At 70.8% G+C, this 26,966-nt stretch carries 24 protein-coding genes, 1 tRNA gene, 1 pseudogene and 1 riboswitch; of the genes and pseudogenes, 16 read left to right on the top strand and 10 right to left on the bottom strand.

Annotation, left to right across the window (positions count from 1 at the left end):
* Window positions 1-209: 209 nt before the first annotated feature.
* Window positions 210-3,743, top strand: coding sequence for a transcription-repair coupling factor (gene mfd / locus PV963_RS18705; protein ID WP_274816875.1), 3,534 nt, complete (start codon window positions 210-212; stop codon window positions 3,741-3,743).
* Window positions 3,744-3,764: 21 nt separating this feature from the next.
* Here mfd and PV963_RS18700 read toward each other — a convergent pair whose 3' ends face one another.
* The 3 genes from PV963_RS18700 to PV963_RS18690 all read right to left on the bottom strand — a co-directional run bounded on the left by PV963_RS18700 (window position 3,765) and on the right by PV963_RS18690 (window position 5,682).
* The gene (locus PV963_RS18700; RefSeq protein ID WP_274822055.1) at window positions 3,765-4,136 is read right to left on the bottom strand and encodes a MerR family transcriptional regulator; all 372 of its coding nucleotides are present in this window, start codon (window positions 4,134-4,136) and stop codon (window positions 3,765-3,767) included.
* 26 nt (window positions 4,137-4,162) lie between these two features.
* The gene (locus tag PV963_RS18695) at window positions 4,163-4,990 is read right to left on the bottom strand and encodes an SDR family NAD(P)-dependent oxidoreductase (protein ID WP_274816874.1); all 828 of its coding nucleotides are present in this window, start codon (window positions 4,988-4,990) and stop codon (window positions 4,163-4,165) included.
* A gap of 89 nt (window positions 4,991-5,079) precedes the next feature.
* A complete protein-coding gene (locus PV963_RS18690; protein WP_274816873.1) occupies window positions 5,080-5,682 on the bottom strand; it encodes a TetR/AcrR family transcriptional regulator in 603 nt (200 codons plus the stop codon).
* Window positions 5,683-5,838: 156 nt separating this feature from the next.
* On the opposite strand from PV963_RS18690, the gene PV963_RS18685 reads away from it, so the two are divergent.
* Window positions 5,839-6,753: an SCO6745 family protein gene (locus tag PV963_RS18685; RefSeq protein ID WP_274816872.1), complete on the top strand. Its 915-nt coding sequence runs from the start codon at window positions 5,839-5,841 to the stop codon at window positions 6,751-6,753.
* Between the two features lie 139 nt (window positions 6,754-6,892).
* On the opposite strand, the gene PV963_RS18680 is transcribed toward PV963_RS18685, so the two are convergent.
* Window positions 6,893-7,078, bottom strand: coding sequence for an antitoxin (locus tag PV963_RS18680; protein WP_274816871.1), 186 nt, complete (start codon window positions 7,076-7,078; stop codon window positions 6,893-6,895).
* Window positions 7,079-7,279: 201 nt separating this feature from the next.
* On the opposite strand from PV963_RS18680, the gene PV963_RS18675 reads away from it, so the two are divergent.
* Window positions 7,280-8,017: an HNH endonuclease family protein gene (locus PV963_RS18675; RefSeq protein WP_274822054.1), complete on the top strand. Its 738-nt coding sequence runs from the start codon at window positions 7,280-7,282 to the stop codon at window positions 8,015-8,017.
* Window positions 8,018-8,107: 90 nt separating this feature from the next.
* Entirely contained in the window at window positions 8,108-8,851 is a 744-nt protein-coding gene (locus PV963_RS18670; RefSeq protein WP_274816870.1) for an N-acetyltransferase, read from the top strand.
* Window positions 8,852-8,881: 30 nt separating this feature from the next.
* Here PV963_RS18670 and PV963_RS18665 read toward each other — a convergent pair.
* Window positions 8,882-9,046: pseudogene (locus tag PV963_RS18665) on the bottom strand (BTAD domain-containing putative transcriptional regulator); the annotation flags it as partial.
* Window positions 9,047-9,368: 322 nt separating this feature from the next.
* Between PV963_RS18665 and PV963_RS18660 the strand changes: the two are divergent.
* On the top strand, window positions 9,369-10,016 hold the full coding sequence (locus PV963_RS18660) for a SurA N-terminal domain-containing protein (RefSeq protein WP_274816869.1): 648 nt from the start codon (window positions 9,369-9,371) through the stop codon (window positions 10,014-10,016).
* Between the two features lie 82 nt (window positions 10,017-10,098).
* Window positions 10,099-11,112 (top strand): nucleoside triphosphate pyrophosphohydrolase, encoded by a 1,014-nt coding sequence (locus tag PV963_RS18655; RefSeq protein WP_274816868.1) that lies wholly within the window; start codon window positions 10,099-10,101, stop codon window positions 11,110-11,112.
* 276 nt (window positions 11,113-11,388) lie between these two features.
* On the opposite strand, the gene PV963_RS18650 is transcribed toward PV963_RS18655, so the two are convergent.
* A complete protein-coding gene (locus tag PV963_RS18650; protein ID WP_274816867.1) occupies window positions 11,389-11,655 on the bottom strand; it encodes a hypothetical protein in 267 nt (88 codons plus the stop codon).
* Window positions 11,656-11,745: 90 nt separating this feature from the next.
* Between PV963_RS18650 and PV963_RS18645 the strand changes: the two genes are divergently transcribed.
* The 7 genes from PV963_RS18645 to PV963_RS18615 all read left to right on the top strand — a co-directional run bounded on the left by PV963_RS18645 (window position 11,746) and on the right by PV963_RS18615 (window position 18,878).
* A complete protein-coding gene (locus PV963_RS18645) occupies window positions 11,746-13,011 on the top strand; it encodes a cytochrome P450 family protein (RefSeq protein ID WP_274816866.1) in 1,266 nt (421 codons plus the stop codon).
* A gap of 142 nt (window positions 13,012-13,153) precedes the next feature.
* Window positions 13,154-14,113, top strand: a complete 960-nt coding sequence (locus PV963_RS18640; RefSeq protein ID WP_274816865.1) for a transglycosylase family protein — start codon at window positions 13,154-13,156, stop codon at window positions 14,111-14,113.
* A 228-nt stretch (window positions 14,114-14,341) separates the two neighbouring features.
* Window positions 14,342-14,520: riboswitch (cyclic di-AMP (ydaO/yuaA leader) on the top strand.
* A gap of 4 nt (window positions 14,521-14,524) precedes the next feature.
* Window positions 14,525-15,211: a transglycosylase family protein gene (locus PV963_RS18635; protein ID WP_274816864.1), complete on the top strand. Its 687-nt coding sequence runs from the start codon at window positions 14,525-14,527 to the stop codon at window positions 15,209-15,211.
* Window positions 15,212-15,476: 265 nt separating this feature from the next.
* Window positions 15,477-16,766 (top strand): phosphopyruvate hydratase, encoded by a 1,290-nt coding sequence (gene eno / locus PV963_RS18630; protein ID WP_274816863.1) that lies wholly within the window; start codon window positions 15,477-15,479, stop codon window positions 16,764-16,766.
* A gap of 120 nt (window positions 16,767-16,886) precedes the next feature.
* The gene (locus PV963_RS18625) at window positions 16,887-17,363 is read left to right on the top strand and encodes an FtsB family cell division protein (protein ID WP_274816862.1); all 477 of its coding nucleotides are present in this window, start codon (window positions 16,887-16,889) and stop codon (window positions 17,361-17,363) included.
* A gap of 46 nt (window positions 17,364-17,409) precedes the next feature.
* Window positions 17,410-17,940, top strand: a complete 531-nt coding sequence (locus PV963_RS18620; protein WP_274816861.1) for a DUF501 domain-containing protein — start codon at window positions 17,410-17,412, stop codon at window positions 17,938-17,940.
* A complete protein-coding gene (locus tag PV963_RS18615; protein ID WP_274816860.1) occupies window positions 17,937-18,878 on the top strand; it encodes a Ppx/GppA phosphatase family protein in 942 nt (313 codons plus the stop codon). The genes PV963_RS18620 and PV963_RS18615 overlap by 4 nt, the downstream gene beginning before the upstream one ends.
* Window positions 18,879-18,882: 4 nt before the next feature.
* On the opposite strand, the gene PV963_RS18610 is transcribed toward PV963_RS18615, so the two are convergent.
* Together PV963_RS18610 and PV963_RS18605 are read right to left on the bottom strand one after the other, a co-directional pair.
* The gene (locus PV963_RS18610; protein ID WP_184910386.1) at window positions 18,883-19,152 is read right to left on the bottom strand and encodes a type II toxin-antitoxin system RelE family toxin; all 270 of its coding nucleotides are present in this window, start codon (window positions 19,150-19,152) and stop codon (window positions 18,883-18,885) included.
* Window positions 19,149-19,421 carry a type II toxin-antitoxin system Phd/YefM family antitoxin gene (locus PV963_RS18605; RefSeq protein ID WP_274816859.1) on the bottom strand — a complete coding sequence of 91 codons (273 nt, stop codon included), beginning with the start codon at window positions 19,419-19,421 and terminating at the stop codon, window positions 19,149-19,151. Before PV963_RS18605 ends, PV963_RS18610 begins: the two co-directional genes overlap by 4 nt.
* Before the next feature lie 542 nt (window positions 19,422-19,963).
* Between PV963_RS18605 and PV963_RS18600 the strand changes: the two genes are divergently transcribed.
* A complete protein-coding gene (locus PV963_RS18600; RefSeq protein WP_274816858.1) occupies window positions 19,964-21,352 on the top strand; it encodes an NAD(P)/FAD-dependent oxidoreductase in 1,389 nt (462 codons plus the stop codon).
* A gap of 195 nt (window positions 21,353-21,547) precedes the next feature.
* The gene (locus PV963_RS18595) at window positions 21,548-22,840 is read left to right on the top strand and encodes an SAM-dependent methyltransferase (protein ID WP_274816857.1); all 1,293 of its coding nucleotides are present in this window, start codon (window positions 21,548-21,550) and stop codon (window positions 22,838-22,840) included.
* A gap of 141 nt (window positions 22,841-22,981) precedes the next feature.
* On the opposite strand, the gene PV963_RS18590 is transcribed toward PV963_RS18595, so the two are convergent.
* Both PV963_RS18590 and PV963_RS18585 read right to left on the bottom strand, forming a co-directional pair.
* Complete coding sequence (locus tag PV963_RS18590) at window positions 22,982-25,510, bottom strand: ABC transporter permease (protein ID WP_274816856.1); 2,529 nt, start codon at window positions 25,508-25,510, stop codon at window positions 22,982-22,984.
* A 40-nt stretch (window positions 25,511-25,550) separates the two neighbouring features.
* A complete protein-coding gene (locus tag PV963_RS18585) occupies window positions 25,551-26,321 on the bottom strand; it encodes an ABC transporter ATP-binding protein (RefSeq protein ID WP_274816855.1) in 771 nt (256 codons plus the stop codon).
* A gap of 418 nt (window positions 26,322-26,739) precedes the next feature.
* Here PV963_RS18585 and PV963_RS18580 point away from each other — a divergent pair.
* Window positions 26,740-26,823: transfer RNA gene (locus tag PV963_RS18580), tRNA-Leu, on the top strand.
* The last annotated feature ends 143 nt before the right edge of the window (window positions 26,824-26,966 follow it).

Here is a 26,966-nt window from a genome sequence, read left to right as displayed (position 1 = left end):
GAAGTTGTGAAGATTGGGCGGCTGGTTCCGTTCCTGCCCGGCTGCATACGGGGGCAGGCGGCCGGGCGGGCCTCGCGGAGATCGGGCGTTGTCCACAGCCCCGCCGCGCGGGCGCGCGTCGTCGTACGCTGGAGACCCCCGGCCCGCGGCGCGTGTCGGGCCCGTCGTGTTGCCCACCCCTGCCCACCTCTGGACGGAAAAAGCCCCGAATGAGCCTGCACGGTCTGCTCGACGCCGTAGTCAAGGACGCCGCCCTCGCGGAAGCGATCAACGCGGCCGCAGACGGCAACCGCATGCACGTCGACCTGGTCGGCCCCCCTGCGGCCCGCCCCTTCGCGGTCGCCGCCCTGGCCCGCGACACGGGCCGCCCGGTGCTGGCGGTGACGGCGACGGGCCGCGAAGCGGAGGACCTGGCCGCGGCCCTGCGCTCCCTCCTCCCGCCGGAGGGGGTCGTGGAGTACCCGTCCTGGGAGACGCTCCCGCACGAGCGGCTCAGCCCCCGCAGCGACACCGTCGGCCGCCGCCTGGCCGTGCTGCGCCGCCTGGCCCACCCCCGCCCCGACGACCCCGAGACCGGCCCGGTCTCCGTCGTCGTCGCGCCCGTCCGGTCCGTGCTCCAGCCGCAGGTCAAGGGCCTCGGCGACCTGGAGCCGGTCTCCCTGAGGACGGGGCAGAGCGCCGACCTCGGCGAGATCGTCGAGGCCCTCGCGGCCGCCGCGTACGCGCGCGTGGAGCTCGTGGAGAAGCGCGGCGAGTTCGCCGTCCGCGGCGGCATCCTCGACGTGTTCCCGCCCACCGAGGAACACCCCCTGCGCATCGAGTTCTGGGGCGACGACGTCGAGGAGATCCGCTACTTCAAGGTCGCCGACCAGCGCTCCCTCGAAGTCGCCGAGCACGGCCTGTGGGCGCCGCCGTGCCGCGAGCTGCTGCTCACCGAGGACGTCCGCGCGCGTGCGCGTGCCCTCGCCGAGGAGCACCCCGAGCTCGGCGAACTGCTCGGCAAGATCGCCGAGGGGATCGCGGTGGAGGGCATGGAGTCCCTCGCCCCCGTCCTGGTCGACGACATGGAGCTGCTGCTCGACGTGCTGCCCAAGGGCGCCATGGCCGTCGTGTGCGACCCGGAGCGGGTCCGCACGCGCGCGTCGGACCTGGTGGCCACGTCGCAGGAGTTCCTGCAGGCCTCCTGGGCGGCCACCGCCGGTGGCGGCGAGGCGCCCATCGACGTCGGCGCGGCCTCCCTGTGGTCCATCGCCGACGTCCGGGACCGGGCCCGCGAGCTGGACATGATGTGGTGGTCGGTGTCGCCCTTCGCCGCGGACGAAGAGCTCGACGCGGACACCCTCAAGCTCGGCATGCACGCCCCGGAGACCTACCGCGGCGACACCGCCAAGGCCCTCGCCGACACCAAGGGCTGGCTCGCCGACGGCTGGCGCACGGTGTTCGTCACCGAGGCCCACGGCCCCGCGGCCCGTACGGTCGAGGTGCTGGGCGGCGAGGGCATCGCCGCCCGCATGGACGCCGACCTGGCCGAGATCTCCCCGTCGGTCGTGCACGTGGCGTGCGGCTCGATCGAGCACGGCTTCGTCGACCCGGCCCTCCAACTCGCCGTACTGACCGAGACGGACCTGACGGGCCAGCGGGCGGCGGGCCGCGACGGCGCCCGGATGCCGGCCCGCCGCCGCAAGACCATCGACCCGCTCACCCTGGAGCCGGGCGACTACATCGTCCACGAGCAGCACGGCGTCGGCCGCTACATCGAGATGGTGCAGCGCACCGTGCAGGGCGCCACCCGCGAGTACCTGGTCGTCGAGTACGCGCCCGCCAAGCGCGGCCAGCCCGGCGACCGCCTCTACATCCCCACCGACCAGCTGGAGCAGATCACCAAGTACGTCGGCGGCGAGGCCCCCACCCTGCACCGCCTCGGCGGCGCCGACTGGACGAAGACCAAGGCCCGCGCGAAGAAGGCCGTCAAGGAGATCGCGGCCGACCTGATCAAGCTGTACAGCGCGCGCATGGCAGCCCCCGGCCACGCCTTCGGGTCGGACACCCCCTGGCAGCGCGAGCTGGAGGACGCCTTCCCCTACGCGGAGACGCCCGACCAGCTCACCACCATCGCCGAGGTCAAGGACGACATGGAGAAGTCGGTCCCGATGGACCGCCTGATCTGCGGCGACGTCGGCTACGGCAAGACCGAGATCGCGGTCCGGGCCGCCTTCAAGGCCGTCCAGGACGGCAAGCAGGTGGCCGTCCTGGTGCCCACGACGCTGCTCGTGCAGCAGCACTTCGGGACGTTCAGCGAGCGGTACGCGCAGTTCCCCGTGAAGGTGAAGGCGCTGTCCCGCTTCCAGACCGACACCGAGGCCAAGACCGTCCTGGAGGGCCTGCGCGAGGGCTCGGTGGACATCGTCATCGGCACCCACCGCCTGTTCTCGTCGGAGACCAAGTTCAAGGACCTGGGCCTGGTCATCGTCGACGAGGAACAGCGCTTCGGTGTCGAGCACAAGGAACAGCTGAAGAAGCTCCGCGCGAACGTCGACGTGCTGACCATGTCCGCCACCCCGATCCCCAGGACGCTGGAGATGGCGGTGACCGGCATCCGCGAGATGTCCACGATCACGACGCCTCCGGAGGAACGGCACCCGGTGCTGACCTTCGTCGGCCCCTACGAGGAGAAGCAGATCGGCGCCGCCATCCGCCGCGAACTGCTGCGCGAGGGCCAGGTCTTCTACATCCACAACCGCGTCGAGTCGATCGACCGGGCCGCCGCCCGGCTGCGCGAGATCGTCCCCGAGGCGCGCATCGCCACCGCCCACGGCCAGATGTCCGAGCAGGCGCTGGAACAGGTCGTGGTCGACTTCTGGGAGAAGAAGTTCGACGTGCTGGTGTCCACGACCATCGTGGAATCCGGCATCGACATCTCCAACGCCAACACCCTCATCGTGGAGCGCGGCGACACCTTCGGCCTGTCCCAGCTGCACCAGCTGCGCGGCCGGGTGGGTCGTGGCCGCGAGCGCGGCTACGCGTACTTCCTCTACCCGCCGGAGAAGCCGCTGACCGAGACCGCGCACGAGCGGCTCGCGACCATCGCCCAGCACACGGAGATGGGCGCCGGCATGTACGTGGCGATGAAGGACCTGGAGATCCGCGGCGCGGGCAACCTGCTCGGCGGCGAGCAGTCCGGCCACATCGCGGGCGTCGGCTTCGACCTGTACGTACGGATGGTCGGCGAGGCCGTCGCCGACTACCGGCGCCAGCTGGAGACCGGCGAGATCGAGGAGGAGCCGCCGCTCGAGGTCAAGATCGAGCTGCCCGTCGACGCGCACGTCCCGCACGACTACGCGCCGGGCGAGCGGCTCAGGCTCCAGGCCTACCGCGCCATCGCCTCCGCCAACACGGAGGAGGACATCAAGGCCGTACGCGAGGAACTCGTCGACCGCTACGGCAAGCTGCCCGAACCCGTGGAGAACCTGCTGCTCGTGGCCGGTCTGCGGATGCTCGCGCGGGCGTGCGGCGTCGGCGAGATCGTGCTCCAGGGCACCAACATCCGCTTCGCGCCCGTGGAGTTGCGCGAGTCGCAGGAGCTGCGGGTCAAGCGGCTGTACCCCGGGGTCGTCATCAAGCCGGCGGTGCACCAGGTGCTGGTGCCGCGCCCGAAGACCGCGAAGGTCGGCGGGAAGCCGCTGGTCGGGCGGGATCTGCTGGCGTGGGTCGGGGAGTTCCTGACGTCGGTGCTGGGCTCCTGACCCAGTCCCGCCGGGGCTCTGTCAGGCCACCGGTCGCACGCGTGCGCCGGTGGCCTCGCGCAGTGCCGCCGCCAGCCGGTCGCGGACCGCGACCTGCGCGGCGATGCGCGCGTCCAGCACCGCGAGACGGCCGGCGGCGACCCGGAGCGCCTCCTCGGAGGCGGGCCCGGCCGTGACGTCGCCGTCCAGGCACGGCAGGAACACCCGTACGTCGTCGAGCGTCAGACCCACGTCCAGCAGACGGCGGACGTTGCGGACGCGGACGGCCGTGCCGGCGTCGTACAGGCGATAGCCGTTCGCGGCGCGTGCGGAGGTGATGAGCCCCGCCTGCTCGTAGTGACGCAGGGCACGCGGCGTCGTGCCGGTCGCCTCGGCGAGTTCACCGATCCGCATACGTGGTTCCGCCATGCGCGTCAGTCTCATGCGACCACCGCGCCGCCGTCCACCGGAAGCACCACGCCGGTGACGAACGAGGCCTGCGGGGATGCCAGTTGTGTGATCGCCCACGCCACCTCCTCGGGGCGTCCGACCCGGCCGAGCGGCGTGTGCTCGAGCTGCCACGCGCGGATCGCGGCCTGCTGCTCGGGGGTGGCGCCCGCGTGTTCGCCGATCGGTGTGTCGATCGCGCCCGGCGCCACGGCGGCGACCCGGATCCCCAGCGGGGCGAGCTCGACCGCCCAACTGCGTGTGAGCACCTCCAGGGCCGCCTTACCGGCCGCGTACAGGGAGTTGCCCGGCCAGGCGCGCTGCCCGACGGACGTCGTCACGTTCACGATCACGCCCCGGCTGTCCTCCAGAGCCGGGAGCGCGGCCTGCACGAGCAGGACGGGAGCGAGGAGGTTCGTCGCGAGCTGGGGCTGGAGGGCGGCACGCGTGTAGGTGCGCAGGGACTGCGTGTTGACGATGCCCGCGTTGTTCACGAGCACATCGATACGGCCGTGCCGGTCCAGCGCCGCACGGACGATGCTCTCGGGGCCGTCGGCGGCCGTGATGTCGGCGACGAGCGGGCCGATGCGGGCCGGGTCGTGAGCGGCGGTCCCGGCGAGGGGCGCCTCGCGGCGGCCCACCGCCACGACGTGTGCCCCCGCGTCGGCGAACGCGTGGGCGGTGGCACGGCCGATGCCGGTACCGGCGCCGGTGACGAGCACGGTGCGCGAGGTCTCTCGCCGGGGCTCTCGCTGGGCCTCTCGCTGGGCCTTCGGGTACGGGGACGGGGATGGGGACGCGGAGGAGGGTGGGGATGCCATGCGGGGATCGTCGGACCCTGACGTCAGTGTCAAGGTCAAGCGCGAGTGCCGAGGCCATGCCCGTATGGCGCGAGGGCGGCGAGCGACGGCTACTCGGCGTGGCGGAACAGCATCCCCGCCAGCTTGCGGAACACCTCCTCGGGGTCCTGCTCACCCACCGGGTCGTCCAGGTTGTGACTGAGCAGCAGCGTGGCGAAGCCGTGGGCCAGGGACCAGGCGGCGATGCCGGCGAGTCGCGCGTCGGTGCCGCGGCCTTCCGGGGGCACCGCCGTGACGGCCTCGCGCAGGGCGTCCGAGGCGAGGGCGCGCGCCGTGGTCAGTTCCAGGTCGCCGGTGCGCAGCAGCTCGGGCGCGAACATCACCTGGAAGTGCGCCGGATGCTCACGCGTGAAACGTACGTAGCGCACACCCGCCTCCTCCAGGTCCGCCGCCGCCCTGAGCGTGGTCGCGAGCAGCCCGAAGCCCTCGGCGGCGATCGCCGTGAGCAGTCCGGCGCGGTCCTTGAAGTGGTGGGCGGGCGCGGCGTGCGAGACGCCCGCGCGGCGGGCGAGGTCGCGCAGACTCAGCCCGGACGGACCGTCCGCCGCGATCGCGTCGAGGGCGGCGGTGAGGATGGCACGGCGCAGGTCGCCGTGGTGGTACGGGCGGCCGCCGGGGCCCTTCTCCGTCGCTGATGCCTTGCTGGAGCTCATGGTCAGGAGCGTACGCCGAATCTAGGCATTGACAAGTTCGGGGTCGCCGGAGCAATCTTGTCAGTGTCAAGTTGAGTGCCTGGGCCGAACGCGACGCGGCGGAAGTGGCGGCGGTCGAGTGCGACGGGACCGGACGCGAGTGTGTGGAGGTATGTGATGCCGGAGCATGTCGGCGAGATCGACGGAGACGCGGTGACGCGGGACGGCAGCGTGGAGCCGACCCGCGTGCGGCAGATGTGGCACCTGCTGGAGCCCCTGCACGCGGTGCTGTACTACGCGCCGGAGGCCTTCGAGGAGGCGGCCGCCCTCGGGTACGGCACCCGGGAGCGCTGGCCGAGCTACTTCCCCTACCGCGCCGCCCCGTTGGGGGGACCCGGTCCGGAGCGGGTGGCCTCGGCCTTCTACAGCTTCAGTCCTCGCATGGTCGCCGAGTACGTCGAGCCGGCGTGGCGGGTCGCGAGCCCGGAGGCGGTCCTCGAAGCGCGGACGCGGGCGGTCGACCGGGCCTACCGTGCCCTGTTCGGCGACCAGGTGGACAGCCCCGCACTGGCGGAAGCCGCCGCGCTCGCCCGTCGTGCGGCCGAGGCGGCGGACCCGGCCGGCCGTCCGCTCGCCGCGGCCAACGCCGCGCTCGACTGGCCGCGGGCCCCGCACCTGCAGTTGTGGCACGCGGCGACGATCCTGCGCGAGCACCGCGGCGACGGCCACCTCGCGACCCTGCTCGTGGCCGGCCTGGATCCGGTGGAGGCGCTCGTCTCCTTCGCCGCGATAGGCGCCGCGTCGGTGGAGCGCTTCGAGAGCCGTGGGTGGAGCTCGGAGGAATGGGCTGCCGCGCGCGACCGCCTGGCCGGCAGGGGCCTGGTCGACACGGACGGCGGGGCCACGGAAGCGGGCCGCGCGCTGCGTGACCGAGTGGAGCGGCACACCGACCAACTTGCCGCCGGGCCCTGGCAGTTGCTCGGCCCGGATGGCGTCGACCGTCTCGCCGGACTGCTGGGCGACTTCTGGGTCGCGGTCCTGGCGTCGGGTCTGCTGCCCCAGGAGACGACGTTGGGGATAGGCAAGGTCTGATCCGGCGCGGGCGTGAAGGCCCGCTCGGGCCGCCGCAGGCTCATCCGTGTCCCCCCAGCCGCCGTCGGGCATGCGAAGCCGCCCGCAGGAGGCGCGTCTTGGTTGCCTCTCCGCGGACGGCCTCTGAGGTTCGGAGGCCTTAACTCTGGTCGGGCCGTTCGCGGTCGCGGTCCATGCCGAGCGATCCCTCTGCCCGCTGCTGCCCGGCGTCGATCTGGTCCTCGTACTTGCCGCCGGTCCTCTCGTTCATCTTCTGTTCCGCGGAGTCGGAGCCCTTCTTGCCCTTGCTCCGCGCCTGGCTCTTGAACTTGTCGAAGATGCCCATTCAGAGCTCCTTCCGGAGTTGGCTCAAAATCGACGATACGCGTGGCATGCGAGGAATGCCCGTTCAGGCCTGGTGTGGTCTGTACCTCTTCCTCGCTACCGTGGGGACAGGCACAGACCGCCCGTGCGGTGGCGGAACAGGCGAGCAGGGGAGGGGCGCACAGTGAGGCGTCTGAGGGGCGGGGCGGCAGTGGCTGTCGCGATGATGTTCGCCGGTTCGGCGCTGGCCGGCTGTGAAGGCCTGACCCCGCCCGCGGACGGCGGTGGCTCCTCGGGTTCCGGCGTCCCTACGGCCGGCGACGGACGAGCCGTGAACCCGCTGGACAACCCGGACGGCACGAAGCCGGGCCTGGCGGCGATCACGTCCGTCGAGGACAGGGCGAGGGCCCGTGCCCTGATCGAGAAGGTGGAGACGAAGGGACGCGGGCCCAGGACGGGCTACGACCGGGACGAGTTCGGCTACGCCTGGATGGACTCGGCACCGGCCGACGTCCCCTTCGCCCGCAACGGCTGCGACTCGCGCAACGACCTCCTGAAGCGTGACGGGGAAGACCTTCGCTTCCGGTCCGGCTCGGACTGCGTCGTCATGGCGCTGACGCTGCACGACCCGTACACCGGGAAGGTCATCGAGTGGACCAAGTCCCGCGCGACGCAGGTCCAGATAGACCACGTCATGCCGCTGTCCTACGACTGGCAGATGGGCGCCTCGCGCTGGACGGAGGACAAGCGGGAGGCCATCGCCAACGACCCGCTCAACCTCGTCCCGGTGGACGGGCGCACCAACAGCTCGAAGGGCGACTCCGGCCCGGCGTCCTGGCTGCCGCCGAACAAGCGGATCCGCTGCGCCTATTCGGTGCGCTTCGCCCAGGTGTCGCTGAAGTACGAGCTTCCCGTCACGGCGGCGGACAAGCGGATGATGCTGGAGCAGTGCGGCGGCTGAACGGGCGGCGCGATCGCCTCGGTCGTCCCTGTGCCCGTGCCACGCGGTAATTCGGTTCCGGCTGGGTGCCCTCACGCCTACCGTGATCGCATGCAGCCGAAGATATCGAGCCTCGCCGACCGCCCGGAGATGCTGGAGCGGGTCGTCGGGATGGCGGACAGCTGGCCGGAGTTCGCGATCCAGGACCTCGTGGGTGCCGCACACTACCCGCGGATCGCCACCGAACTCCCGCAGTACGTCCTGTTCGCCGAGGACGAGCAGGGCGAGGTCGTCGCGAACGCCTACAGCGTGCCGTTCGCCCTGAACGCCGAGGGCCGCGGCCGACTGCCCGCGAACGGCTGGGACACGGTCCTCGTGTGGGCCTTCTCCGACCTGCGCCGCGGGGTCCGCACCGACACCGTCAGCGCGATCTCCGTCTCCGTCGCCCCGCACGCCCAGGGCCGTGGCCTGTCCGCGGTGATGCTCTCGGCCATGCGCGACAACGCCCGGGCGCGCGGCTTCCGGGAGGTCGTCGCCCCGGTCCGCCCCAACGCCAAGCACCTGGAACCGCACACGCCCATCGAGGAGTACGCCCACCGCGTCCGCCCCGACGGCCTGCCCGAGGACCCGTGGCTGCGGGTCCACGCCCGGGCCGGTGCCACCATCGACTCCGTGGCGACGGCGTCCATGACGGTGGCCGCCTCACTGGCGGACTGGCGCCGCTGGACGGGGCTGCCCTTCGACACCCAGGGCGACATCGAGGTGCCCGGCGCCCTGGTGCCGGTGCGCTGCGAGCCGGAGCGCGGGTACGCGGTGTACGTCGAGCCCAACGTGTGGATGCGGCATCCCCTGTGACCCGGTGGGCGGCCCTGCCGCAAAGCTCCCTCACGAACCGTAGGCCGGCTGGCCCGCCACCGCGGCGAGTTCGGGAGCAGGCTCGACGCCCAGCTCTCTGCGCAGCCGCCGCCGCAGGTCCCGGAACAGCTCGGCGGCCCTGCTGGGTGCTCCGATCTCCACGAAGGCCCGCATGAGCAGCAGATGGCTCGGCTCGTCGAGCGGTTCGCCGCCTGGTAGGACACTTACTCACACACGCCAGAACGTGCTCATACGCGATCAACCAGCAACAGCTCACAACCCCGGAACCGTCACGGCGTTCCTCGGCCCGAAGAGGGCCGGCAAGTTCCCTGACACCGAGACCCCTGGAGGGGAACCGCGCCGCCCCCCGGACACGGCTCCCGGCCCGGTCCGCGCGGCGGTGCCGGAAGTCCTGGTGAATCGTTGGTCGAATGGGTTGGCCAGAGCCTGGCCACTGCCTACCATCGATCACCGCAAGACCTTGTGCACCGTCGCACAATCTCCTCGGGAGGTCTCCTTGCACCGCCGCCGTCGCACCGCGCTCGTCCTCACCGCCGTGATCGCCGCCGCGGCGCCCCTTCTCACCGCCTGCGGCAACGACGCGCATCCCGGCGCGGCGGCCGTGGTGGGCGGCCAGCGGATCACCGTCTCCCAGCTGGAGGAGCGGGTCGGAGAGGTACGCGCGGCCCAGCGGGCGGCCGTGCAGGGCGACGCCCAGTACCAGCAGGCCATCGCCGGGACCGGCACGCTCACCCGCGACACCCTGCACACCATGGTCCTCGACCGGGTCCTGCACCGCGCCGCCGCGGACGCCGGTGTGACCGTCACCCGCAGGGAGATCCAGGAGATGCGGTCCGGCCTGGAGGAGCAGGCCGGCGGCGCCAAGCAGCTGGAGACGACCTGGCTCCAGCAGTACGGCATTCCGCCGCAGCGCCTCGAAGAGAACCTCCGCCTCCAGCTGGAGGCCCAGAAGCTCGCCGAGAAACTCGGCACCGACACCAACCGCCCCGAGTTCTGGAAGGCCCTGTCCGAAGCCTCCAAGGACCTGAACGTCGACCTCAACCCGCGCTACGGCACCTGGGACGTCCAGAAGAGCAGCCGCGCCGACGCCAAGACGCCGTGGGTACGGGACGTGTCGGCCGCCCAGGCGCCGCAGAGCATGTAGCAGCAGACCATGCAGGGGCCCCGGTCCATGGGGCCTGTGGACAACTTCTGGGACTGTCGGCGGCGTGGGATAGCTTCGAATCGTGAACGCCAACAGCCCCGAAGCCACCCCGGGCCCCGAGCAGGCCGCCCCCGGCACGGCCGCCGCCGCGGCCCTGGGCCGTATCGTACTGCTCACCACCAGCCACCGTGTCGCCCCCGGCCTGCTGTCCTGGCCCGCCTGGCAGGCACTGCACGCGGCCGACCAGGTGCTGTGCGCGGACGGCGCGCACCCGCAGCTGCCGTATCTGCGCGAGGCGGGGATCACCGTCGACGAGGCGTCCCCGACGGCCCAGGAACTGCTCGACGCCTGCGCCGGCGGCCGCACGCTGGTCGTCGTGGCGACGGGCGAGGGCGAGCCGGCCCTCACGGACGGCCTGGCCCGCCTGGCCGGCACCGGCCGCGTCGCCATGCCCGAGCTGGAGCTGCTCCCCGCCTCCTACGACCTGCCGGGCGCCCGCCTGCTCGATCTCGTCCAGGTCATGGACCGCATCCGCGCCGAGTGCCCGTGGTCGTCCCAGCAGACGCACAAGGGCCTGGCCAAGTACGGCATCGAGGAGGCGTACGAACTCGTCGAGGCGATCGAGGAGGGCGACCGCGACGAACTGCGCGAGGAGCTCGGCGACGTCCTCCTCCAGGTCGTCTTCCACGCCCGGATCGCCGAGGAGGATCCGGAGAGCCCCTTCTCCATCGACGACGTCGCCGCCGGCATCGTCGCCAAACTGATCCACCGCCACCCGCACGTCTTCGGCGACGAGACGGCCACCACACCCGAGGAGGTCAAGGCGCACTGGCTGCGCACCAAGGCGGTCGAGAAGCAGCGCACCTCGATCACCGAGGGCATCCCCCTCGGCCAGCCCGGCCTGGCCCTCGCCGCCAAGCTCGCGTCCCGGGCCCGCACGGCGGACCTGGACATACCGCTCCCGCCCGTCGAGGGCATCGGCTACGACCTGCTGGCCCTGGCCGTCCGCGCGGAGTCGCAGGGTGTCGACCCTGAGGCGGCCCTGAGAGCGGCGGCCCGCGCGTACCGGGACGCGATCAGGGATGCCGAGCGCTGAGATCGACGGCCGTGGCGCGGCGCCCGGCGGGTCAGTCCCGCCAGTCCAGCTGCGCCTCGGGGATCCCGAGGGAACGGGCGTGGTCCTGTGCCCGCCGACGGCCCTCCGCCCGCCCGTGTGGATCCTGGCCGCGCGGGTAGCGGAAGATCCAGGGGGCTTCTGATGGATCTCCGCGGCGTCGCGACGCCCGGCACGCACTCTCGCCGCACCGGACGGGAGGCCGAGAGCACGCACCGAGCGCCGCTCCTTCCTCCGCGGAGATCCATCAGAAGCCCCCTAGCCGGCGAAGACCACGAACGCCTCGGCGGCGGTGTTGTAGTTGACGTACCAGCCCCCGTCCGGGGCCAGGCACGCGGCCAGCCGCTCGGCCAGGCGCTCCGCATCGGCCTCCTCCGCGGTGAAGTCCAGGAGGGTCCACCGCTGCGGCTGCCCGGCCGTCGCGCCCTCCACCGCCACCCTGGCGATCTTCGTGACGCGCAGCGGGACACCGGCCAACTCGGCCCCGACCCGCAGGCTCTCCGCGATCAGCAGGCCTTCGAGCATCCGGTCCTCCTCGATCTCGACGCGGTGAGAGTAGCGATGACCCCTGACAGTGGCGGCCGGAGCCGCCCGGGCGCTGCGTAGGGTCGTGGCATGCAACGTGACGTGCCCGGCGTGCCCGAACTGTTCTCGTGGGAGTTCGCCACCGACCCCTACCCCGCCTACGCCTGGCTGCGCGAGCACGCGCCCGTGCACCGCACCAAGCTGCCCAGCGGTGTGGAGGCCTGGCTGGTCACGCGGTACGCCGATGCCAAGCAGACGCTCGCCGACCACCGGCTCTCCAAGAACCCGGCGCATCATGACGAACCCGCGCACGCCAAGGGCAAGACCGGGATCCCCGGTGAGCGCAAGGCCGAGCTGATGACGCATCTGCTCAACATCGACCCGCCGGACCACACCCGGCTGCGGCGGCTCGTGTCCAAGGCGTTCACGCCCCGCCGGGTCGCCGAGTTCGCGCCGCGGGTGCAGGAGCTCACCGACAAGCTCATCGACGGGTTCGCGGAGAAGGCGTCCGCCGACCTCATCCACGAGTTCGCCTTCCCGCTTCCCATCTACGCCATCTGCGACCTGCTCGGCGTCCCCCGCGAGGACCAGGACGACTTCCGCGACTGGGCGGGGATGATGATCCGTCACCAGGGCGGGCCCAGGGGCGGGGTGGCGCGGTCCGTGAAGAAGATGCGCGGCTACCTCGCCGACCTCATCCACCGCAAGCGGGAGGCGCTGCCCACCGAGCCCACCCCCGGCGAGGACCTCATCTCCGGGCTCATCCGCGCCTCCGACCACGGCGAGCACCTCACCGAGAACGAGGCCGCGGCCATGGCCTTCATCCTGCTGTTCGCCGGGTTCGAGACGACCGTGAACCTGATCGGCAACGGCACCTACGCCCTGCTCACCCATCCCGAGCAGCGGGCGCGGCTCCAGGCGTCCCTCGCCGCCGGGGAGACCGGCCTCCTGGAGACCGGCGTCGAGGAGCTCCTGCGCTACGACGGCCCCGTCGAAATCGCCACCTGGCGGTTCGCCACGCAGCCGCTCACCATCGGCGGACAGCACATCGCGCCCGGCGACCCGGTCCTCGTCGTCCTGGCCGCCGCGGACCGGGATCCGGAGCGGTTCGCCGATCCGGACGTGCTCGACCTCGCCCGCCGCGACAGCCAGCACCTCGGCTACGGCCACGGCATCCACTACTGCCTCGGCGCCCCGCTCGCCCGACTGGAGGGCCAGACCGCGCTCGCCACGCTCCTCACCCGTCTGACGGACCTGCGGCTCGCCGCGGATCCGGCCGAGCTGAGATGGCGCGGCGGCCTCATCATGCGCGGGCTGCGGACCCTGCCGGTGGAGTTCACACCGACCCAAAGGTGACACGCCGTCAGGGCTGTGATCTTCACGTGATCTGCGCGGCATGAACTTGTGACAAGTGATCGTCTGCCGATACGTTCACCCATCAGCGCGGCCGGGCATCCTGCGCCGCGCCGGTCACTGCTGTCTCGCGAAAGGTCTCCGTATGCTCTCCGGGAACGGTCGGCACCGTCGCCCCCGCCAGGCTCCGGCTCTCCTCGTCGCGGCCGGAGTGACCGGCTCCGCCATCGCGATCCCGCTCCTCGGAGCCTCCGGCGCCAGCGCGGCCGACGGTACGACCTGGGACCGGGTCGCGGACTGCGAGACCGGCGGCGCCTGGAGCCAGAACAGCGGCAACGGATACTTCGGCGGCCTCCAGTTGTCCCAGGAGGACTGGGAGAACCACGGCGGCCTCGACTACGCCCCGAGCGCCGACCTGGCCAGCCGGTCCCAGCAGATAGCCGTGGCCGAGAGAATCCTCGCCGACCAGGGGGTCGGCGCCTGGCGCACCTGCGGGCTGCTCTCCGGCCTCCAGCAGGACAAGGACTCGGATACGTCCGACTCGTCAAGCTCAACGGACTCGCCCGGACTGCTCGACTCGACCGAGTCGTCCCCTTCACCGTCCCCTGACGCGCCGTCGACATCACAGGACGAAGCCGCCAAGTCCGACAAGTCATCCGATTCTGCCGACTCCTCATCGCAGAGCCAGGAATCCGGCGACTCCCCGTCGGCCGCCTCCGAGGGTGACGAACCCGACAACTCCCAGCAGGGCGACGACTCTTCGGCGCTCACCGAAACCGGAACCGGAACCGGAACCGACGCCGACACCGGCTCCGGCCGCCACCGCGGCCCCAGCGCCGACGACGACGCCGCGGCGGAGGACGGCCGTACGTCCGGGCCCGCGGGACGGCACGCCTCGCGCGGCGGAGAGGCCTCGCGCGAGGCGACGGACGGCTCCTACACCGTGCGCCCCGGCGACAGCCTCTGGTCCATCGCCGACTCCCTTGATCTCAGCGGCGGATGGCGCGCGCTCTACACCGGCAACGAGGCGGCCGTCGGCGCCGACCCGAACCTCATCCGCCCCGGTCAGAAGCTCACGGTAGGGTTCGAAGCGGACGAGGAGTAGCCGGTGGGGCAGTCCGGAAACGGCGGCGGAAGTCACCCCGAATCCCCGCGAGTTCACGTCACCGTTCGCGCTTAATGTCCCATATAAGCCAGGTGAGAGATAGATCTCAGAAGCCCTGATCGTCTTTGAAATTCCGCGGATCGCGTGTCTACGGTCATGACCGCTCGTCACCACGAGCCCCGGCTGCCGCAACGCCGAATCCTGCCAGCGGCCATCCGGGAACAGTCGTCGCGTCAAGCGCCGTAGGCAGGAGCGGGGGACCCAAGGTAAGTGCCGGGCCCGGCGGTTGAGGCAACTCGACGGCAGGTCCGGCTTGGGGTGAAGCCGTGTCCCGGGAGGGACGCGGCCGGGCAACTCAACCGGCCCGAACCCGACAGCTCACCTCGCAGGCGTCGGTGAGGGGATCTCTCCATGCTGTTTTCCGGCAAGGGCACGCACCGCCGTCCGTCCAAGGCCTCTCGGGTCATCGCCATCGCCGGTGTCACCGGTGCCGCCGTCGCCGCCCCGCTGATGGCGGCCGGCAACGCCTCCGCCGCCACCGCGTCCGAGTGGGACACCGTCGCCCAGTGCGAGTCCGGCGGCAACTGGTCCATCAACACCGGCAACGGCTACTACGGCGGTCTGCAGTTCTCTGCCTCCACCTGGTCCGGCTACGGCGGCACCAAGTACGCCTCCACCGCCGACCAGGCCACCAAGGCCCAGCAGATCGAGATCGCCGAGAAGGTCCTCGCGAGCCAGGGCAAGGGTGCCTGGCCGGTCTGCGGCAAGGGCCTGTCGAGCGCCGGCTACAGCGGCGGCGGCTCCTCGAGCGACTCCGGCAGCTCCGCGCAGCAGAGCACCGAGACCCGCCAGACCGAGCAGCAGCCGGCCTCCCGTTCCGAGGAGCGTCCGGCCGCGAAGAAGACCGTCACCACCCCGACCGGCAAGAAGGTCAAGAAGGGCGACGGCGAGTACAAGGTCGTCAAGGGCGACACCCTCAGCTCCATCGCGACCGAGCGCAAGGTCGAGGGCGGCTGGGAGAAGCTGTTCGAGCTGAACAAGGACATCGTCGACGATGCCAACCTCATCTACCCGGGCCAGCAGCTGCACCTGAAGTAAGCAGCGGCCCACCCCCGTCCCCACGGGCTCCCCGCCCCGGTGTGCGTTCCCCCGTGCGCACCGGGGCGGGGTTTTTTCTGCCGGCCTTTGCGATCCGGCTTTGTTCCGTTAGGAAACAATTTACTCTCGGTTCTGTCCATGGGGTGGGCGACCCGGTGGCCGATCGCGCGGAGCCGGTTAGGCTCATGTCGCGAGCCACCGCGGCCCGCACCACGCAGGGTCCGAGCGGCCCGCGTACCCGCGTCACACCAAGAAGGAGATGCTCGTGCCGTCCATCGACGTCGTCGTAGCCCGGGAAATCCTGGACTCCCGAGGCAACCCCACGGTCGAGGTCGAGGTCGGCCTCGACGACGGCAGCACCGGTCGTGCCGCCGTCCCGTCCGGCGCCTCCACGGGCGCCTTCGAGGCCATCGAGCTGCGCGACGGCGACTCGAACCGGTACCTCGGCAAGGGTGTGGAGAAGGCCGTCCTCGCGGTCATCGAGCAGATCGGCCCGGAGCTGGTCGGCTACGACGCCACCGAGCAGCGCCTGATCGACCAGGCCATGTTCGACCTGGACGCCACCGACAACAAGGGCTCCCTCGGCGCCAACGCCATCCTCGGCGTCTCCCTCGCCGTCGCCCACGCCGCCTCCGAGGCCAGCGACCTGCCGCTGTTCCGCTACCTGGGCGGCCCGAACGCGCACCTGCTGCCGGTGCCGATGATGAACATCCTGAACGGCGGCTCGCACGCCGACTCCAACGTGGACATCCAGGAGTTCATGATCGCCCCGATCGGCGCGGAGTCCTTCTCCGAGGCCCTGCGCTGGGGCGCCGAGGTCTACCACACGCTGAAGAAGGTCCTGAAGTCGAAGGGCCTGGCCACCGGCCTCGGCGACGAGGGCGGCTTCGCCCCGAACCTCGGCTCCAACCGCGAGGCCCTCGACCTCATCCTCGAGGCGATCAACGAGGCCGGCTACACCCCCGGCGAGCAGATCGCCCTGGCCCTCGACGTCGCCGCCTCCGAGTTCTACAAGGACGGCGTCTACACCTTCGAGGGCAAGGACCGCTCGGCGGCCGAGATGACCGAGTACTACGCGGAGCTCGTCGACGCGTACCCGCTCGTGTCCATCGAGGACCCGCTGTTCGAGGACGACTGGGAGGGGTGGAAGACCATCACCGCCAAGCTCGGTGACAAGGTCCAGCTCGTCGGCGACGACCTGTTCGTCACCAACCCCGAGCGCCTGGCCCGCGGCATCGAGGAGGGCGCGGCCAACGCGCTCCTGGTCAAGGTCAACCAGATCGGTTCGCTCACCGAGACCCTGGACGCCGTCGAGCTGGCCCAGCGCAACGGCTTCAAGTGCATGATGTCCCACCGCTCCGGCGAGACCGAGGACGTCACCATCGCCGACCTGGCGGTCGCCACCAACTGCGGCCAGATCAAGACCGGCGCCCCGGCCCGCTCCGAGCGCGTCGCCAAGTACAACCAGCTGCTGCGCATCGAGGAGATCCTCGACGACGCGGCGGTCTACGCCGGCCGCAGCGCGTTCCCGCGGTTTCGCTCTGCGAACAATTAAGCACAGCAAGGGCTGAGGCTCGGCTTCGTAGGAAGCGTCGTACGTACGTCCCCGTACCCGGTCCCGTACCGTGTCCGGGGACGTACGCGCGTATGACGGTGGAGCGGGAGGCGGACAGACATGGCCGTGAAGGACCGGGACCGGTTCTCCACCGCGACCAGGATCCGGCTGCTCGGCGAGCAGACCGCGGCCCGGGTCTACCGCTCCCAGACCAAGCGCCAGCTTCGCCGCTCCCGGCTGACCGGCCGGGCCGCGCTGCTCGCCCTGGTGATGTGCTCGCTGATCGTGGCCCTGGCCTACCCGATGCGGGAGTACGTCTCGCAGCGCGCCGAGATCGACGACCTCCAGCGCGAACAGCAGCAGGCCCGGCAGCGCGTCGAACGACTGCGCGACCAGAAGGCGCGCTGGCAGGACGACGCGTACGCCGAGCAGCAGATCCGGAAGCGGTTGCACTACGTCATGCCTGGGGAGACGGGGTTCATCGTCGTCGACCCGCACGCGGCGCGGCAGTCGCACGCCGACCTCGGGGCGGCCGACCGCCCCTGGTACTCCAACGTCTGGGACGGGGTCGACAAGGCCGACGCCTCCGACCAGTGAACGTGACCCGAGACAGCACCCAGAGAAAGACAGCCTGAACACAGTCATGGAAACGCCCCCGCCGACCACTCCGCGCACCGAGCCCACCGACGCGGACGTCGAGGCCTTCAAGCAGCAGCTCGGTCGGCCCCCGCGCGGCCTGCGCGCGATCGCGCACCGGTGCCCGTGCGGGCAGCCGGACGTCGTCGAGACGGCCCCGCGGCTGCCGGACGGCACGCCGTTCCCCACGCTGTACTACCTGACGTGCCCGCGCGCCGCCTCGGCGATCGGCACCCTGGAGGCGAACGGCGTGATGAAGGAGATGACCGAGCGGCTGGCCTCGGACCCGGAGCTGGCGGCGGCGTACCAAGCGGCGCACGAGGACTACATCAGGCGCCGTGACGAGATCGAGGAGCTGCAGAACTTCCCGAGCGCGGGCGGCATGCCGGACCGGGTGAAGTGCCTGCACGTGCTGGTGGCGCACTCGCTGGCCGCGGGGCCGGGCGTGAACCCGCTCGGGGACGAGGCCATCGGGATGCTGCCGGAGTGGTGGCTCAAGGGCCCGTGCGTGACGGCCGCCGAGGAGGACGCCCAGTGACCCGTGTCGCCGCCGTGGACTGCGGTACGAACTCCATCCGGCTCCTCGTCGCCGACGCGGACCCGGCCACCGGCGAGCTGGTCGACCTGGACCGCCGTATGACGATCGTGCGGCTCGGGCAGGGCGTCGACCGCACCGGCCGGCTCGCCCCCGAGGCGCTGCAGCGGACCTTCGCGGCCTGTCGCGAGTACGCCGGGATCATCAAGGAGCACGGGGCGGAGCGGCTGCGGTTCGTGGCGACCTCCGCCTCCCGGGACGCCGAGAACCGGGACGAGTTCGTGCGCGGGGTGCTGGACATCCTGGGCGTCGAGCCCGAGGTGATCTCCGGGGACCAGGAGGCCGAGTTCTCCTTCACCGGCGCCACCAAGGAGCTCGCCGGGCGCGACCACCTTCCGAAGCCCTACCTCGTGGTGGACATCGGCGGCGGCTCGACCGAGTTCGTCGTCGGCGACGACCAGGTCCGCGCGGCACGCTCGGTGGACATCGGCTGTGTCCGCATGACCGAGCGGCACCTGGTCAGGGACGGGGCCGTGACCGACCCGCCGGCCGAGGAGCAGATCGCCGCGATGCGGGCGGACATCGAAGCCGCCCTCGACCTCGCCGAGGAGACGGTTCCGCTGCGCGAGGCCCGCACGCTGGTGGGCCTCGCCGGGTCCGTGACGACCGTGTCGGCGATCGCCCAGGAGCTGCCCGAGTACGACTCGGCCGCCATCCACCACTCCCGTGTCTCCCACGACCGGGTCCGCGAGATCACCGAGTGGCTGCTGCGCTCCACGCACGCCGAGCGCGCGGCCGTGCCCTCCATGCACCCGGGCCGGGTCGACGTGATCGGGGCGGGGGCCCTCGTGCTGCTGTCGATCATGGAGCGGATCGGCGCGGAGGAGGTCGTGGTCAGCGAGCACGACATCCTCGACGGCATCGGCTGGTCCTTGGCCTGACCGCCTACAGGTTGCGGTACACGTCCCGCCGGTCGCCTACCTTGACGACGAGGATGACGAGCTCACCATCGTTGATCTGGTAGGCGACCCTGTAGCTGCCGACCCTGAGCCGGTAGAGCCCGGACGGGCCGGTGAGCTTCTTGACATCGGCGTCCTCGCGGTACGGATCGTCGCCGAGCGCGGTCAACGCGGTCAGGATGCGCATGGCATCGTGCCGGCTGATGGCCCGAAGCTGCCGCTGTGCAGCAGTAGTGAACCGGAAGGCGTACTTCACGCGGCCCCGTCACCGCGCTCGCTGAACAGGTCCGCCAGCAGCTCGGCCATGGAAACGGTGGGCTCGCCGTCGGCCAGAACTGCTTCCGCCTCCCGGGCCAGCATCACGTCGGCCGCCTCCTCCAGCGCTTCGAAGTCGGTGATCGGCACGACCGCGGCTACTGGGGCGCCGTTGCGCGTAATAACGGTCGGAGTGCCTTCCTCGGCGCGGTTGATGTGTTCCGCGAGGTGTGCGCGTGCTTCCCTGACGGTCACGGTGTTATCGGCCATGAAAGTAGTGTACGCATTTCCGTGTACACCAGCCAGGTGTGGACGTCGCCTCGTACGGGAGACGCGTTCATGGGAAATCCTCGACGGCATCGCCTGGTCCGTCGCTCAGGACAGGCTCCAGGCCGCTTCTGAGCAGGCAAGGATCACGTTTGAGCGGGTCCGAGGGGCGCGCGTGCGCCCCTCGGGACCAGACCCCCGGAAAAGTTCGTGAAGTTCTTCACAAGGAATTCGGCACTCCAGGGCGACGAGAAGGGTCGCGTTGACCCTTCTGGGGGCCTGATGGCCCTTTGAACATGTTCAGAAGCATGGTATGGGCGTGCCCGGAGGGGTCGCCGGAGGAAGGTTCGACGGGTCGCTCACAGGGGGGTCGACGGGCCAGAGAGGCAGCTCACGCGGCATTGACAACGACCCGGGGTGCACAAAGGAGCCCGGTTGTCACCATGACATGGATCACGGGGGCCGCGGAGGATAACACACCCACTGGCGGAGCTTGTGAAGGGGCGCACGAGCCACCCCCCTGAAGCGGGTGGATACTCGATGGCATGAGCACCACGGAGCGTCCCAGGATCCTCGTAGTAGGCGGTGGGTACGTAGGCCTGTACGCAGCTCGGCGCATCCTCAAGAAGATGCGTTACGGAGAGGCGACCGTCACGGTCGTCGACCCCCGGTCGTACATGACCTACCAGCCCTTCCTCCCCGAAGCCGCCGCCGGCAACATCTCCCCGCGCCATGTCGTCGTCCCGCTGCGACGCGTGCTGCCGAAGGCGGAGGTCCTCACCGGCCGGGTCACCACCATCGACCAGGACCGCAAGGTCGCAACGATCGCGCCGCTGGTCGGCGAGGCGTACGAGCTGCCCTTCGACTACCTGGTCGTCGCGCTCGGCGCGGTCTCCCGCACCTTCCCGATCCCCGGCCTCGCCGAGCAGGGCATCGGCATGAAGGGCATCGAGGAGGCCATCGGCCTGCGCAACCACGTCCTCGAGCAGCTCGACAAGGCCGACTCCACCACCGACGAGGAGATCCGCCGCAAGGCGCTCACCTTCGTCTTCGTGGGCGGCGGTTTCGCCGGTGCGGAGACCATCGGCGAGGTCGAGGACATGGCCCGCGACGCGGCCAAGTACTACAAGAACGTGTCCCGTGAGGACATGCGCTTCATCCTGGTCGACGCCGCCGACAAGATCCTCCCCGAGGTCGGTCCCAAGCTCGGCAAGTACGGCAAGGAGCACCTCGAGGGCCGCGGCGTCGAGGTCTACCTGTCCACCTCCATGGACTCCTGCGTCGACGGCCACGTGGTGCTGAAGAACGGCCTCGAGGTCGACTCCAACACGATCGTCTGGACCGCCGGCGTCAAGCCCAACCCGGTCCTCACCCGCTACGGCCTGCCCCTCGGGCCCCGAGGCCACGTCGACTGCGAGCCCACGCTCCAGGTCAAGGGCACCGACTACATCTGGGCCGCGGGCGACAACGCCCAGGTCCCGGACCTCGCCGGCCGCAAGGCGGGCAACGAGAACGCCTGGTGCCCGCCGAACGCGCAGCACGCGCTGCGTCAGGCCCGGGTCCTCGGTGACAACGTCCTGTCCGGCATGCGGGGCTTCCCGCAGAAGGACTACTCCCACGCCAACAAGGGAGCGGTGGCCGGTCTCGGCCTCCACAAGGGCGTCGCGATGATCGTCATGGGCAAGATGAAGATCAAGCTCAAGGGCCGTCTCGCCTGGTACATGCACCGTGGCTACCACGGCATGGCGATGCCGACCTGGAACCGCAAGATCCGCGTCTTCGCCGACTGGACGCTCGGCATGTTCCTCAAGCGCGAGGTCGTCTCGCTCGGCGCCATCGAGACGCCGCGCGAGGAGTTCTACGAGGCCGCCAAGCCGGCCCCGGTCGCCGCGGCCCCCAAGGCGAAGACCGAGGAGAAGGCCAAGGCCTCCTGACCTCCGGTCGCTCCCCCGCTTGACGAAGGACCTCCCGCCATCCGTGGTGCGGGAGGTCCTTCGGCGTTCCCGCGGCGTTCCTTCGGGGTAGTGGTTTTGGCCAGACGTGACGCGTGCCGGGGACTGCGCCAAGGCCCCGCAGGTGTTTACGTGGTGTCGGACATTCCGGGATTCCCCGTCACGGAGGTGTACACCATGGCAGACGCCGCGCCGCGGCTGCAGGGCCTCTTCGCACAGTTGCTGGGAGCACCACTACCCGTGCGCATCCGCGCCTGGGACGGTTCACAGGCGGGCCCGCCGGGCGCGCCGATCCTCGTCGTACGCAACCGCCGAGCCCTGCGCCGCCTGCTGTGGAAGCCGGGAGAACTCGGCCTGGCCCGGGCCTGGGTGGCGGGCGATCTCGACATCGACGGCGACCTCTACACCACCCTCGACCTGCTGGCCGGTCACATCTGGGAGCGCGACGAGGACGCCCGCACCCTCGCCCAGGCCCTGCGCGACCCCGAGTTCCGCGACGCCGTACGCGGGCTCGTCAAGCTCGCCGGGACCCCGCTGCCGCCCGCCCCGCCCCGCGAGGAGGCCCGCCGGCCCCGCCGCAACCTGCACACCAAGCGCACCGACAGACGCGCCATCAGCCACCACTACGACGTCGGCAACGACTTCTACGAGATCGTCCTCGGCCCGTCCATGGTGTACTCCTGCGCCTACTGGCCCAGACCCGACAGCACCCTCGAACAGGCCCAGCACGACAAGCTCGAACTGGTCTGCCGCAAGCTCGGCCTGCGCCCCGGTCAGCGGCTGCTCGACGTCGGCTGCGGCTGGGGCTCCATGGCCGTCCACGCCGCCCGCGAGCACGGCGTGAGCGTCGTCGGCGTCACGCTCTCCCAGGAGCAGGCCGCCTACGCCCGCAAGCGCGTCGCCGGCGAGGGCCTCACCGACAAGGTCGAGATCCGCGTCCAGGACTACCGCGACGTCCGCGACGGGCCTTACGACGCGATCTCCTCCATCGGCATGGCCGAACACGTCGGTGCCGAGCGGTACCTGGAGTACGCCACCGACCTGCACCGGTTGCTGAAGCCCGGCGGGCGGCTCCTCAACCACCAGATCGCCCGCCGCCCGCAGCGGGACGAGACGGCGTACGACGTCGACGCGTTCATCGACTCCTACGTCTTCCCCGACGGCGAGCTCCAGCCCGTCGGCGTCACCGTCGCCCAGCTGGAGCGCGCCGGATTCGAGGTGCGCGACGTCGAGTCGATCCGCGAGCACTACGGCCTCACGCTGCGGCAGTGGGTCGCCCGCCTGGAGGCCGACTGGCAGCGTGCCGTCCAGCTCACCAGCCCCGGCCGGGCCCGCGTGTGGCGTCTGTACATGGCCGCCTCCGCGCTCGCCTTCGAACGCAACCGCATCGGCGTCAACCAGATCCTGGCCGTGCGGACCCCCGAATCGGGGGAGTCGGGCATGCCGCTGCGCGCCCGTACCTGGAACTGAACGCGGAACTCCGGGCCGCGCAAGGGCACCCGCACACCCTGCCCGCGTGGCCGCGTGCGGCAGGGTTCCGCCCGGGACCTGGAACCGAGACGTCGAAGGGGCCCCTTTCCCACCGTGGGAAAGGGGCCCCTGCCGCGCCGGCTACTCCGCCTTGATCGCCTCCAGCATGTTCAGCCGGGCCGCGCGCCGGGCCGGCCACAGCGCGGCGAGGGCACCCACCGTCGCGGCCAGCAGCAGGAAGACACCCATCCGGGCCCAGGGCAGGACCAGTTCGTAGGTCGCCAGCTTCGTGGCCAGCAGCTCACCGGCCGCCCAGCCGAAGAACACGCCCAGTCCGATGCCCAGCACCCCGCCGAACAGGGAGATCACCAGGGACTCCAGGCGGACCATCCGCTTGGTGCCCTTGCGGTCCAGGCCGATCGCCCGGAGCATGCCGATCTCCTGGGAGCGCTCGAAGACCGACATCGCCAGGGTGTTGATGACCCCGAGGACCGCCACGATCACCGCCATCGCGAGCAGGCCGTAGACCATGTTCAGCATCAGCGTGAACATCTGCGCGATCTCGTTGGAGATGTCCTTCTTGTCCTGGACCTTGATCGCCGGGTTGGTGCCGAGGGCCTTCTCCAGCTTGTCCTGCACCGCGCCGGACGCGCCGCCTGCGGTCTTCACCATGACCTGCATGACGTACGGGTCCGAGACGTGCGGGGCGAGGGTCGCCTCGTCGAGCAGGATGCCGCGGAGGAACTCGTTGCTCTCGTAGGTCCCGGCGACCGTCAGCCGCTGCTTCTTGCCGTCCTCGTAGGAGACGGTGAAGCCGGAACCGGCCTGCCAGCCCCTGGACTTGGCGGTCTCGCTGTCCACCACGACCTGGGTGCCGCCGACCTTGAAGGAGCCGTCGTCGACCTTCGGGCCCACCAGGTCGCCGATCGCGGCGCCGTTGACGCCGGTCAGGTACTCGGTCTCGCCGTCGATACGGGAGGCGGCGTTGGTCAGCGGGCTGGTGGCGGTGACGTCGTCGGCCTGCTCCAGCTTCTTCTCGACGTCCGGCGACAGCGCGTTGCCGTTCGCCATGGACACCACGTAGTCCGCCTTGATCGACGACGACGCCATCTTCTCGATGGCCTGCTGGAGGCTGCCCGCCATCACCGTCATACCGGTGATCAGGGTCAGGCCGATCATCAGCGCGGAGGCGGTGGCGGCCGTACGGCGCGGGTTGCGCACCGAGTTCTGCCGGGCCAGCTTGCCGGAGATGCCGAAGGCGCGCAGCGCGGGCGCCGCGGCGGCGATCAGGGGGCGGGACAGCAGCGGGGTCAGGATGAACACGCCGGTGATCAGCAGCACCGCGCCGAGGCCCATGGGCATCTGGCCGTCCGAGCCGTCCATCGTCGTGGCCGCCAGGATCACCGCGACGCCCGCGGCCGAGACCAGGGCGCCCAGCGTGTTGCGCAGCACCAGCGACTTGGTCGTGGCCTTGGCGTGCACGCTGTTCATGGCCGCCACCGGCGGGATCTTCGCGGCCCGGCGGCCCGGCAGCCACGCCGCCAGCATGGTCACCAGGATGCCGACCGCGAGCGCGGCGACGATCGTGGCGGGCTTGACGACCAGCGGCCCGTCGGGCACGGTCCCGCCGAACGAGCCCATCAGCGAGCGCAGTCCGGCCCCGATGCCGATGCCCGCGACCAGTCCGGTCACGGCGGCGACCGCGCCGACCACGAACGCCTCGATGAGCACCGACCGCGTCACCTGCCGGCGTGAGGCGCCGACCGCCCGCATCAGCGCCAGCTCCCTGGTGCGCTGGGCGACCAGCATGGTGAAGGTGTTGGCGATGATGAACGTGCCGACGAACAGGGCGATGCCGGCGAAGACCAGCAGGGCCGTCCGCATGCCGCTCATCGACCGGGCGATCGACTCCGCCTGGTCGTCGGCGAGCTGCTTGCCGGTGGTGGTCGCGACGGTGTCCTCGGGCAGCGCCTTGTCCAGCTCCGCCTTCAGCGCGGCCTGGCTGACGCCCGGCTTCGCCTTGACGTCGATCTGGTCGTACACGCCCGCCTTGCCGAACAGCTGCTGGGCGGTCGCCGTGTCGAACAGGGTGAGGCTGCCGCCGGCCGCGACATTGCCGTCGTCGGTGGTGAAGATGCCGGTGATCCTCGGGGTCAGGACCGGCCCGTCGACCGACATGCGGACGGTGTCGCCGACCTCGTACCCGGCGCGCTCGGCCGTCTCGGAGTCGATGAGGATCTCGCCCTTGCCCTTGGGGGCGTGTCCACTGGTCAGCGGGTAGCGGGGGTCCTTGGTGCCCCAGTAGTTGCCGCCCTGCGACTGGAAGCCGTCGCCGATGAGCTTGCCGTCCTTGTCGGCGATGGCGGTGAAGCCCTGTACGACGCCGATGGCGGACGCGGCTCCGGGAACGCGCTCACTCCTGTCGAGCACCGCCCGGGTCAGGTCGTGGGCCTTGCCCACCCGGTCGCCCTCGGGGTCCTGGTAGTCCGCTGTCACGGCGACGTCGACCTGGTCGAAGCCCTTGGCGGAGCTCTTCTGGTAGGCGTCGGAGATGGTGTTGGTGAAGACCAGGGTCCCCGACACGAAGGCCACGCCGAGCATCACGGCGAGCACGGTCATCAGGAGCCGGGCCTTGTGCGCGAGCACGTTGCGCAAGGCGGTACGGAACATGGGTTTTCTTCTTCTCAGTCCTGTCGGTCCTGACGGGTGATCAGCTGGTGCGGCTCTTGGCGTCGAACGCCTTCATGCGGTCCAGGACCGACTCGGCCGTCGGCCGGTACATCTCGTCGACGATCCGGCCGTCCGCGAGGAAGATCACCCGGTCCGCGTAGGCCGCGGCCACCGGGTCGTGGGTCACCATCACCACCGTCTGGCCCAGTTCGCGCACGGAGTTGCGCAGGAAGCCCAGCACCTCGGCGCCGGAGCGCGAGTCGAGGTTTCCGGTGGGCTCGTCACCGAAGATGATCTCGGGCCTGGAGGCCAGCGCCCGCGCCACGGCGACGCGCTGCTGCTGACCGCCCGACAGCTGTGCGGGCCGGTGGCCGAGCCGGTCCGCCAGACCGACCATCCGGATGACCGAGTCCAGCCACTGCCGGTCCGGCTTGCGGCCCGCGATGTCCATCGGAAGGGTGATGTTCTCCAGGGCCGTCAGGGTCGGCAGCAGGTTGAACGCCTGGAAGATGAAGCCGATCTTGTCCCGGCGCAGCTTGGTGAGCTGCTTGTCCTTCAGGGAGCCGAGCTCGGTGTCGCCGATGCGCACCGACCCGGAGGAGAAGGTGTCGAGACCGGCCACGCAGTGCATCAGGGTCGACTTGCCGGAGCCGGAGGGGCCCATGATCGCGGTGAACTCGGCCTGCCGGAAGTCGACGGAGACCCGGTCCAGGGCGACCACCCGGGTCTCACCCTGTCCGTAGATCTTCGACAGATCCGTGGCGCGCGCGGCCACGGCGGTGGCCCGGTCGGTGAGCGGTGCGGTGGTCACGGGATGGCACTCCTGTCGGACGGCTGTGTTCTGGGAAGGACTCGTCCCATCGTCCGGGCCCCACGCCGCCGTGTAGTCACCCGCTGTTCCGGTTCCGAGGGCCGACTGCGGTCTGACCGCGAGGGGCAGTGTCATACCTGGGGATGACGAACGCCCCTGAGGGGGCCGGGTGTCGGGGATGCCGAGCGGTCCAGATGTCGAGAACAGGTGGAGTGCCCTTGTTCAAGCGGTGAAATTCCGTCATTCCGCATGCGTCGCCGACAGCCGCGCGCAAGGCTACTGGCAAGTGCGGATGGCGTGTTCCAAGTGCTGATGCACCCTCAGACGTCAATAAAATAAGACAACATCGGTCCGCCCTTCCGCTGTTCGGGGGACCCGTCCCGATAGTCTCGGAACCTCGATGCGGAGCCCATGGCCTGCCCGGATGGTGGAATGCAGACACGGCGAGCTTAAACCTCGCTGCCCCTTCGCGGGCGTGCCGGTTCGAGTCCGGCTCCGGGCACTTTCGCGTCCATGCGGTCTCACCTGACGAAAAGGCCCGGTCTCGTCGTCACTCGTCCCTGTCGCTGGCGCACCGCTGGCGCACGGCGCCTCCGGCTTGCCGGGACGATCCAGGCGTGGGTGAGCCAGCTGGAGAAGACTCGG

The organism is Streptomyces coeruleorubidus (assembly GCF_028885415.1).
Lineage (GTDB): Bacteria > Actinomycetota > Actinomycetes > Streptomycetales > Streptomycetaceae > Streptomyces > Streptomyces coeruleorubidus_A.
This window is presented reverse-complemented; position numbering and strand designations above follow the sequence as displayed.

What these genes read in the sequence shown, in the direction of transcription:
- mfd (WP_274816875.1), top strand. Translation starts at nt 210, where the DNA reads ATGAGCCTGCACGGTCTGCTCGACGCCGTAGTCAAGGACGCCGCCCTC.
- PV963_RS18700 (WP_274822055.1), bottom strand. Translation starts at nt 4,136, where the DNA reads ATGCGGATCGGTGAACTCGCCGAGGCGACCGGCACGACGCCGCGTGCC.
- PV963_RS18695 (WP_274816874.1), bottom strand. Translation starts at nt 4,990, where the DNA reads ATGGCATCCCCACCCTCCTCCGCGTCCCCATCCCCGTCCCCGTACCCG.
- PV963_RS18690 (WP_274816873.1), bottom strand. Translation starts at nt 5,682, where the DNA reads ATGAGCTCCAGCAAGGCATCAGCGACGGAGAAGGGCCCCGGCGGCCGC.
- PV963_RS18685 (WP_274816872.1), top strand. Translation starts at nt 5,839, where the DNA reads ATGCCGGAGCATGTCGGCGAGATCGACGGAGACGCGGTGACGCGGGAC.
- PV963_RS18680 (WP_274816871.1), bottom strand. Translation starts at nt 7,078, where the DNA reads ATGGGCATCTTCGACAAGTTCAAGAGCCAGGCGCGGAGCAAGGGCAAG.
- PV963_RS18675 (WP_274822054.1), top strand. Translation starts at nt 7,280, where the DNA reads ATGATGTTCGCCGGTTCGGCGCTGGCCGGCTGTGAAGGCCTGACCCCG.
- PV963_RS18670 (WP_274816870.1), top strand. Translation starts at nt 8,108, where the DNA reads ATGCAGCCGAAGATATCGAGCCTCGCCGACCGCCCGGAGATGCTGGAG.
- PV963_RS18650 (WP_274816867.1), bottom strand. Translation starts at nt 11,655, where the DNA reads ATGCTCGAAGGCCTGCTGATCGCGGAGAGCCTGCGGGTCGGGGCCGAG.
- PV963_RS18645 (WP_274816866.1), top strand. Translation starts at nt 11,746, where the DNA reads ATGCAACGTGACGTGCCCGGCGTGCCCGAACTGTTCTCGTGGGAGTTC.
- PV963_RS18640 (WP_274816865.1), top strand. Translation starts at nt 13,154, where the DNA reads ATGCTCTCCGGGAACGGTCGGCACCGTCGCCCCCGCCAGGCTCCGGCT.
- PV963_RS18635 (WP_274816864.1), top strand. Translation starts at nt 14,525, where the DNA reads ATGCTGTTTTCCGGCAAGGGCACGCACCGCCGTCCGTCCAAGGCCTCT.
- PV963_RS18625 (WP_274816862.1), top strand. Translation starts at nt 16,887, where the DNA reads ATGGCCGTGAAGGACCGGGACCGGTTCTCCACCGCGACCAGGATCCGG.
- PV963_RS18620 (WP_274816861.1), top strand. Translation starts at nt 17,410, where the DNA reads ATGGAAACGCCCCCGCCGACCACTCCGCGCACCGAGCCCACCGACGCG.
- PV963_RS18605 (WP_274816859.1), bottom strand. Translation starts at nt 19,421, where the DNA reads ATGGCCGATAACACCGTGACCGTCAGGGAAGCACGCGCACACCTCGCG.
- PV963_RS18600 (WP_274816858.1), top strand. Translation starts at nt 19,964, where the DNA reads ATGAGCACCACGGAGCGTCCCAGGATCCTCGTAGTAGGCGGTGGGTAC.
- PV963_RS18595 (WP_274816857.1), top strand. Translation starts at nt 21,548, where the DNA reads ATGGCAGACGCCGCGCCGCGGCTGCAGGGCCTCTTCGCACAGTTGCTG.
- PV963_RS18590 (WP_274816856.1), bottom strand. Translation starts at nt 25,510, where the DNA reads ATGTTCCGTACCGCCTTGCGCAACGTGCTCGCGCACAAGGCCCGGCTC.